The following is an 8268-nucleotide window of genomic DNA, read 5'->3' as shown; positions in this document are numbered from 1 at the left end:
TGCGGACCCGGATGGACGTTGTGTACTGGAACTGAATGCTGAACCCGCCGCGCTGGAGTATGCCCGTGCGATTGGGCTTACGCTGGAAGACCTCAACCACGAAGTGTTTGCGTTGAATCCCATTGCGGTGAAGCTGGGTGACGAATATTTCGTTCGTTCTATCCAGCAGGTTAACGACGACTTGAGCCTGACGTTCTACTGTGCGGTTGAGAAAGGCATCGTCATGACGGTGATGGAGCCGGGACCGATTATCCCTAATCTGGAGAAAGAGCTGGCCGGCATCAAGGAGGAGGTGGGAGAGCCACAGATCATCATTGGCTGCGACTGCTTCCTGCGCCGTCTGGAGATTGAGCTGTCGGGTATTCGTGATGAAGTATCCGAGATCCTAAGGCGCAATAAGGTGGTCGGTTTTAACACCTACGGTGAACAAAATGCCGGGATGCATGTAAACCAAACCTTTACCGGTGTGGCGATTGGTCAGTGCCCACAGGGTGACGGCCATGAATGAATCTTTGAAGCAGGCTCAGCAACAGGGGCAAACGGCAGATCAGTTGCAGCAGAGGCTGGCAGAGCTGGAGCAGGAGAACGCCAAACTCAAACGGATCAACAATGTGCTGATTGAGCGGGTTGAATCCGGTAGCTCTCAGGTGGCGAACCCCTACGCAGCGTTTGAACATTCCGTGGTACTGGCCGAGCAGGTGCGAGAACGGACTGAAGCCCTGAATGCCGCGCTCTCTGATCTGAAAGCCACTAACCGAAAACTGCAAGACGCCAATCAGCAAGCCGCCATCTCCCATCAACGCCTGATCGATGCCATCGACAGTATCTCTGATGCCTTTGTCCTGTTTGATGCCGAGCGACGGGTGGTGTTGTTTAACAATAAATTTAGCGATATCTGGAACGATGTGCGTGTCGAAATTCAGACGGGCATTACCATTCAGGATATCTGGGATCTGGGTCACGAGTCGGGCCTGATCGCAGAGACATTCAGCGAAAACAGCAGCTCCAGCAAAGTGTTCCGCCTGAGCAACGGTAAGTGGTTCCAGATGAGCCAGCGCAGCACGATGGATGGCGGCTTAGTGGTGCTCTATACCGATATCTCTGAGCTGAAGGCGCGTGAAACCGCGATCCGGGAGCTGGCGCTGGAGCAGAAGAGCAAACTGCTACAGGCGACAGTGGATAACTTATCGCAGGGTGTGGCGCTGGTGAATCATGAAGGTGTGCTGGAGGTCTGGAACGATCGCTTCCTGGAGCTGACCGGTGTGGAAGAATCGACCGCTGAAGAACGCCCTCCGTACGCCGCTCTGATGGTGTCGCATAAGAACATTCTGCAGCATGCTTTATCGGCCGCCCAGCAGGGTAAAGTGGTGGCGTCTGAACAGCGTGAGCACAATGGCAAAGTGATTGAGGTGCGCACCCATCCGATGCCATCCGGTGGTTTCGTGAACACCTATACCGACATTACCGAACGCCATCAATATGCTGAAACGTTACGTGAGAGTGAGCAGTGGATTCGCCTGATTGCCGATAATGTACCGGCGATGATCTGTTACGTTGGGCAGGATGAACGCTATCAATTCACCAACAAGGTGTATGACGAGTGGTATGGGCAGCCTCGTGGCGCATTGAACGGTGAGCTGATTACCAAAGTGCATGACGCTGCACAGATGAAGACGCTCACGCCCTATTTTCAGCGGGCGATGGCGGGAGAGTGCGTCACCTTTGAGATGAGTGAACCCAACCTCGTGGGCGAAGAACGTATTCTGCTGAAGTCCTATGTGCCCAACCTCGATGCAGATGATAAGCCGCTGGGTTGCTTCGTGATGATCCGCGATATCACTGAACGTATCCGTACTGGTGAAGAGTTGCGTCAGGCCTATCAGATGATGGAGCAGCGGGTTAAAGAGCGTACCTCCGAACTGACCCACCTGAATCAGCAGTTACGTCTGGAGATTAACGAACGCTCACTGATTGAATCCCGTCTGCGTGAAGCCAGTCAGGAAGCGGAACGGGCCAATCTGTCGAAAACTAAGTTCCTTGCTGCGGTCAGTCACGACCTGTTGCAGCCACTCAACGCCGCGCGTTTGTTTACCAGCGCATTGATTGAGCAAGAGATGGAGCAGAAAACCCAGTCTCTGGTGCACTCAGTGTCTAACTCGTTAGAAGATGTGGAGTCGCTGCTCAGTACACTGGTGGATATCTCCAAGCTGGATGCAGGCGTGGTGGTACCGGATGTGATCTCGTTTAAGGTCAGCGATCTGCTGGAAAACATCGCCAACGAGTACCGCCAGATTGCCCAGAGCGAAGGCCTGGATCTGCACTTCGTAGCCTGTGATGCGGTGATCAGCTCCGATTCGCAATTGCTGGCGCGGATTCTGCGCAACTTTCTTTCCAATGCCATTCGTTACACCGAGTCCGGCCGGATTCTGCTGGGCTGTCGTCGCCGTCAGCACGGATTGGAACTGCAAGTATGGGATACCGGTGAAGGGATTCCTGCGACGAAAAAGCAGGAGATCTTTCAGGAATTTAAGCGTCTTAAGCACACCCATTGTGGGCAGGATAAAGGTCTCGGTCTGGGGTTGGCGATTGTGGATAAGATCTCCCGTGTATTGGAGCATCCTATCCATGTGGAATCTGTCGAAGGGGCCGGTTCGGTCTTTTCCGTTGAAGTCCCGTATGGCAACAAACTCCCGTCAGCAGATGAGTTACACGGGCCGAATCTGCCTCAGCGTCTGGAGCGTTTGCAGGACGCACGTATCTGGATTATCGATAACGACCGGGCGATCTGTCAGGGGATGGAAACCCTGCTCACAGGCTGGGGCTGTCAGGTGACGACAGCGTTGTCGGTCGATGACCTGACGGCGAAGATTGATCCGGCGAGCACGCCGGTTGATCTGTTGATTGCTGATTACCATCTGGACAACGGTGAGAACGGAATCGATGCCGCAGAAGAGGTGTGTAGTATGCTCAGCCATAAGATTCCGGTCCTGATGATCACCGCGAACTACTGCAAAGAACTCAAAGAAGAGATCCGCGAATTGGGTTACATGCTGATGAATAAACCGGTGAAACCCCTGAAGTTAAAAACCACCCTGACCCATATGTTGGAGGTCAGGGAGGATGTTATTTAAGCGCTGCGTTAAGGTTGTTGGCGGGTGGCGGCCAATACGATCTCACGGATGCAGAGATTTTGTGGCTGCTGATAGGCAAACAACGTTGCTCGGGCAATATCCGCTGGTGTGATGGCGCCGCCCATACTCTCTTTCCAGCTTTCGTAACCTTCGATGATTTCATCGGAGGTGGTGTGTGACAGCAACTCGGTTTCTACCGCACCCGGTGCGATGGTAATCACCCGCACATTATCATCGGCCACTTCTTCTCGAAGATTCTCGCTCATCGCATGAACCGCAAACTTTGTACCGCAATAGGCGGCATGACCCGGAAAGGTTTTGCGGCCCGCCACTGAGCTAATGTTGATAATCGTGCCGCCACGTCGAGCCTTCATCGCCGGTAACACAGCCTGAGTGCCATTCAGCAGGCCCATCACATTCACATCAAACATCCGCTGCCACTCGCTTGGGTCCTGTTGATCCAGCTGGCCCAGTAACATCACACCGGCATTATTGATCAGCGCATCGGCTGCACCGTATTGTGCTTCGGCTTGCTGAACTGCGCTGTTCACCGCTGCACGGTCAGTCACATCAACCTGTGTACACAAGGTGTTTGGCAGTGCCAGTGCTTCGAGTTTATCAATACGACGCGCCAGCAACAGGAGAGGGTGGCCTGCATGGCTAAATGCCTGAGCGGTCGCTGCGCCAATACCTGAGCTGGCGCCGGTAATCACGATCAATGGTTTGTTCATGGTGTCTCTCCTGTCTCTTGAGCGAGGGTTTAAAAACAGTGCTGAACGTTCAGCGATGTGGAGAGATTTTAAGGATTGGGTTATTTTGATAAATACGCCTAATCTGAAATTACTGTTAGAAAATCATGAACAATATTCACTGGAGTGGTATCCGCTCATTTATCGCCGTGGCCGAACATGGCAGCTTTACCGCTGCGGCGGAGGCACTGGGGATGTCAAAAGCCAGCCTCAGTCAGCAGGTGACGGCACTGGAAAAAACCTTAGGCGTGCAGCTGCTGTATCGCACGACCCGTATTCTGCGCCTGACCGAGATTGGGCAGGGGTATTACGAGCAGTGTCGCGCGGGTGTGAATCAGCTGGACAACGCCCGTGAATGGGCAACCCAATCGACCCAGGCACTGAGTGGCACTATTCATATGAACTCGGTGGGTGGCTTGATCGGTGAGGAGCTGATAGCACCCATGCTGATCGAGTTCCAGCAAACCTATCCACAGATCGATGTCAGTCTGGACTTCTCCAGTCAGCGCGTGGACCTGATCGAGAGTCAGTACGATCTGGTGATGCGCATGGGTGAACTACCCGATTCCAGTCTGATCGCGCGCAGGTTACACGTCATTACCACGCGGTATGTCGCCAGCCCTGAGTTTCTGACAAAACAGGGTGCTATCCAGCATCCCAATGACCTGCGCGAGTTACCGCTGATCTATGGCAGTGTCAGCGAATGGTTGTTTGTAAAACCGGATGAGCAGGTGCGTATTCAGGCCAGCCGAGGGTTTCAGATCGCCAACGGACGGGTGATGTGTCGGGCCGCAGAGCAGGGGCTCGGCGTGGCGCGCTTGGCCGACCCTTATGTGAACGTCGCATTGCGTGAGGGCTCCTTGGTGGAGGTGTTACCCGAATGGCGTCAGACCACGCCACTCTCACTCATCTGTCCGCCCGCCCGTTACCAACTGAATCGAGTAAGGACGCTGGCGGACTGGCTGATTGAGCATTTTCCAGCCCGGTATCAGCCGTTTGCATAAGGTTGATCAAAGGCGGTTTGCGGCCCGCGCAGCTTGTGTTTGGCCGTTGTAGCCCCAATTCATCGCCGGAATCTCGTCGATCACCACGTAACAGGCTTCCTGCAAGGCACCAACCTGTTCACGCAACATGAAGATGGTTTGCTGGATCATCCGGCTTTTGTCCTCTGCGCTGTTGGTGTCCGCCGTGATTTTGATATCCACATAGGCAGCGGTGGGGGCTGATAGGTCCAGAGATTCCGCATTCACTGACCAATGTTCAGGGATGCTTTCCTCAATCTGTACAATGGTCACTTCACGACGTTTTCCCATCAGCTCATCCATCAGTTGAGTGGTGGATTTCTGCAGTGCCTGGCGTGTTTTCTGAGTCAGCGGTTGGTTCACACGAATGTTGATGTAAGGCATGGTCGAACTCCTTTCCGTTTGTGAGTTTAGTCATATAGTTGTATATGCAATTATATGGCTAAATAAAAGCTCAACTGTTGTCGAGCATCATTTGAACCTTGCGTATATCGGCAACCATTGTGGTCAGATCGTTAGTGCCAATCAGCGCGCGCATCTGGCGGGTGAGTTCTGCGCCTGTAGCATCTAGCTGCTGATGGATTGCTTGTGCGTTGTGGGTGGGAAATACCTGCAACTCACGACCATCTGTACCCGCAGGTTTGCGGGTTAGTAGCTCCCGTTTTTCCAGGCTGTCCAGAAATCGAGTAATCGTGGAGCGGGATAAACTGAGCTCAGCCGCCAGCTCACGCGGGAGCAGCCCCGGTTTTGCTAACACCAGCCGTAACAGAAAGGCGTGCGGTGGCGACAGGTCGAATACTTTGTAGGCATCCGTCCAGATTTTGGTCACCGCGCGGGCCAGCGCATTACTATTAAAATACAGGCATTCTTCAAACATAAGCGCAGCTTAGAATAGGGTGGTTGTATATGCAACTAGTTTTATCGGTAGGGTTTAATCGTCTCCTGGCATCTTTTGTTCCTGCGCTTGTTGTATCAGGGTATCAATCGCTTTCATCGGTAAGCTGTTGCGGTGGTAGATCAGGGTGGTGGGGATGTTCGCCAGATGAGGGGCGATGGTCTCAATCTCAAGGTCATCACAGTGGCGGTTGTTGGTCACAATCCAGCGCGGCATCAGCGTGCAGCCCAGTCCCATCGCCACGCAGCCCAGAATACCGTCCAGCGTGCCCAACTCCATCGTATCATCGGTCTGGTATCCGGCTTCACGTTGCCATGCGAGCGAGCGGGCACGGTATGCGCAGCCTTCACGGAACAGAATCAGGGGCAGCTGCTCTTGTCGGTTGTGTTTGGCGCGCACCAGTACCAACTCTTCCTGCAAGACTTCAACCGCAATCAGGTCAGGATGGTTCACCGGCCCGCCGACAAAGGCGCAGTCCAGCTTATGGTTGGAAACCTGATTGACCAACTCGCCGGAACGGTCGGTCTGTACAAACAGATCCACACCGTTGTGGGCCTCACGCAGGGATTTCAGCAGTGGCGGCAAACGCAGGGCGGCAAAAGACTCCATCGAACCGATACGCAGTTCGCCGCTTTGTTCACCCACCTGACGGACAGCGGCTCCTGCGCGGGATTCCAGCTGTAGGAGCTGACGGGTGTATTCCAGCAATACTTTCCCGGAGGGGGCGAGTTCTAAGCCTCGGCCTTTGCGGTAGAACAGTTCTGAGCCTAGCTCTTCCTCCAGACGTTTGATCCGGTTGGTGACGTTGGACTGAACGGTATTGAGCTTACGGGACGCTGACAGAATACCGCCTTCTTCAACGACGGCCTGAAAGGTGCGCAGGGCGATAAATTCCATGATCTATTCCAGTGGAAGAATAATTTCTATGAAATGTATCTTAATATGAGAATGCTCTCGTGTCTCTAGTAATGCGGTCTGTAGTAAAGAGAGGCGGATATGGCTTTATCCGCTCTCTGTGCTGACGATGTATACATTACTCAGGACTACAGAGCAGTGGAGGGTAGTTTAGTTTTGGTCCGACGGCGGAATCAGTACAAACTTACCCACGTGCTTTTTCTGGAGAAATTCCTGCTGTGCTTCTGCAATAGAAGACAGCGGAAACGTCTTCGCCAATAACGGCTGGATTTCACCCTGTTCGATGTATCGTACAAGGTTGGGGAATACCGGTTCGTCCCACACGGTTGTGCCGATCAAAGTGATATCGTTGAGATACATATCACGCATATCCAGATCGACAATCGGTCCTGCAATTGCGCCCGAGGATACCAGTCGGCCACCCCGTTTTAAGACCTTGAGCATGGTGGGAAATTCGTCGCCAGCAACGTTATCCACCACCACATCAACGGATTGTCCACCTAGCTCGTCCAGCAGATCTGCGGAGCGATCTAACAGGATATCAGCACCGATTTTGGCGACGGCTTCGAGCTTCTCTTTCCCCGCGACCGCAATCACTTTCGCGCCTCTGCGCTTCGCTAGTTGCACCGTTGCAGACCCGATACCCCCTGAGGCGCCAGTGATTAGTACCGTTTCACCCGCTTTTAACTGTGCTCGGTGCAGCATGTTTTCAGACGTACCGTATGCGCAAGGAATCGTACCCAGCTCGGCATCCGTCCAGTCACAAGTAATCGGGAACACTTCACTGGCACGGACTTTTACATATTGTGCGAAGGCCCCGTCAAAGTCAGAGCCCATCCAGATATTATCCAGCGAGCTGAAGTCGGACTCGCGGGTGCACGGGCGGACTAACACGCGTTTGTTGAGGAGATCGGAGTCTACGTTATCGGCGGCACTGACAACCCGACCACAGCAATCGGTCCCTTGAATAAACGGGAAGGGGGTCTCTTTATTCCAGCCACCGTCCGAGCTTTGTAGAGCGCCATCTTCATCTGAAGTTTCGTTTGTGGACTCCGTCACCGATGAGGAATACCAACCCAATCGGGTATTGATCTCGGTATTGTTCACCCCGGCGGCAAGCACCTTAACCAGCACTTCACCCGGCTGAACGGCAGGAATGGCAACATCTTTGTAGACCAGCTTGTCGTACCCACCATTGCCCATAGTGACGATGGCTTTCATTAAACGAGGTGTCATGTGTCTTGATTCCTGCTGGGTTGGAGGTGCCTATTGTGAGGTTATTTTAGAGGGAATGCATTATCTCCCCGTACATGCTGGAACCTCGATATGGATTCCCACGGAGGACCGTAGGAACCAGAGGTGTGTTCGCTCAGGGTGGGTGGTTACCTCGTTCCCACGCTCCCGCGTGGGAATGCAGACAGTACTTAATTTCAGCACCGTACTTACCGGAACCCTCGATATGGATTCCCACGGAGGACCGCGGGAACCAGAGGTGTGTTTGCGCAGAGTAAGCGATTTACCTCGTTCCCACGCTCCCGCGTGGGAATGCAGACAGT

At 53.6% G+C, this 8268-nt stretch carries 8 protein-coding genes; 3 read left to right on the top strand and 5 right to left on the bottom strand.

Annotation, left to right across the window (positions count from 1 at the left end):
• A partial coding sequence (locus tag ABYW01_RS08365) for an FIST C-terminal domain-containing protein (RefSeq protein WP_372832028.1) occupies window positions 1–508 on the top strand: 508 nt, incomplete at its 5' end.
• The gene (locus ABYW01_RS08360) at window positions 501–3131 is read left to right on the top strand and encodes a NahK/ErcS family hybrid sensor histidine kinase/response regulator (protein ID WP_372832026.1); all 2631 of its coding nucleotides are present in this window, start codon (window positions 501–503) and stop codon (window positions 3129–3131) included. The genes ABYW01_RS08365 and ABYW01_RS08360, both read left to right, overlap by 8 nt.
• 8 nt (window positions 3132–3139) lie before the next feature.
• Here the strand turns inward: ABYW01_RS08360 and ABYW01_RS08355 are convergent, their stop codons facing one another.
• On the bottom strand, window positions 3140–3862 hold the full coding sequence (locus ABYW01_RS08355) for an SDR family oxidoreductase (RefSeq protein WP_372832025.1): 723 nt from the start codon (window positions 3860–3862) through the stop codon (window positions 3140–3142).
• Between the two features lie 125 nt (window positions 3863–3987).
• On the opposite strand from ABYW01_RS08355, the gene ABYW01_RS08350 reads away from it, so the two are divergent.
• A complete protein-coding gene (locus tag ABYW01_RS08350; RefSeq protein ID WP_372832024.1) occupies window positions 3988–4884 on the top strand; it encodes a LysR substrate-binding domain-containing protein in 897 nt (298 codons plus the stop codon).
• Between the two features lie 6 nt (window positions 4885–4890).
• Here ABYW01_RS08350 and ABYW01_RS08345 read toward each other — a convergent pair whose 3' ends face one another.
• From ABYW01_RS08345 to ABYW01_RS08330, 4 genes are all read right to left on the bottom strand, one after another.
• On the bottom strand, window positions 4891–5286 hold the full coding sequence (locus ABYW01_RS08345; protein ID WP_372832023.1) for a 4-oxalocrotonate tautomerase family protein: 396 nt from the start codon (window positions 5284–5286) through the stop codon (window positions 4891–4893).
• A 70-nt stretch (window positions 5287–5356) separates the two neighbouring features.
• Window positions 5357–5779, bottom strand: a complete 423-nt coding sequence (locus tag ABYW01_RS08340; protein WP_372832022.1) for a MarR family winged helix-turn-helix transcriptional regulator — start codon at window positions 5777–5779, stop codon at window positions 5357–5359.
• A 54-nt stretch (window positions 5780–5833) separates the two neighbouring features.
• Window positions 5834–6694, bottom strand: a complete 861-nt coding sequence (locus tag ABYW01_RS08335) for a LysR family transcriptional regulator (RefSeq protein ID WP_372832021.1) — start codon at window positions 6692–6694, stop codon at window positions 5834–5836.
• Window positions 6695–6862: 168 nt separating this feature from the next.
• Entirely contained in the window at window positions 6863–7948 is a 1086-nt protein-coding gene (locus ABYW01_RS08330; RefSeq protein WP_372832019.1) for an alcohol dehydrogenase family protein, read from the bottom strand.
• Window positions 7949–8268 lie beyond the last annotated feature (320 nt).

Source organism: Pontibacterium sp. (assembly GCF_041587635.1).
GTDB lineage: Bacteria > Pseudomonadota > Gammaproteobacteria > Pseudomonadales > Balneatricaceae > Pontibacterium.
Note: the sequence above shows the minus strand (reverse complement) of the source record. Positions and strands in the feature narration are given on the sequence as shown.

Excerpts from the sequence above, each read along its gene's own strand:
- ABYW01_RS08360 (WP_372832026.1), top strand. The coding sequence starts at position 501 with ATGAATGAATCTTTGAAGCAGGCTCAGCAACAGGGGCAAACGGCAGAT.
- ABYW01_RS08355 (WP_372832025.1), bottom strand. The coding sequence starts at position 3,862 with ATGAACAAACCATTGATCGTGATTACCGGCGCCAGCTCAGGTATTGGC.
- ABYW01_RS08350 (WP_372832024.1), top strand. The coding sequence starts at position 3,988 with ATGAACAATATTCACTGGAGTGGTATCCGCTCATTTATCGCCGTGGCC.
- ABYW01_RS08345 (WP_372832023.1), bottom strand. The coding sequence starts at position 5,286 with ATGCCTTACATCAACATTCGTGTGAACCAACCGCTGACTCAGAAAACA.
- ABYW01_RS08340 (WP_372832022.1), bottom strand. The coding sequence starts at position 5,779 with ATGTTTGAAGAATGCCTGTATTTTAATAGTAATGCGCTGGCCCGCGCG.
- ABYW01_RS08335 (WP_372832021.1), bottom strand. The coding sequence starts at position 6,694 with ATGGAATTTATCGCCCTGCGCACCTTTCAGGCCGTCGTTGAAGAAGGC.
- ABYW01_RS08330 (WP_372832019.1), bottom strand. The coding sequence starts at position 7,948 with ATGACACCTCGTTTAATGAAAGCCATCGTCACTATGGGCAATGGTGGG.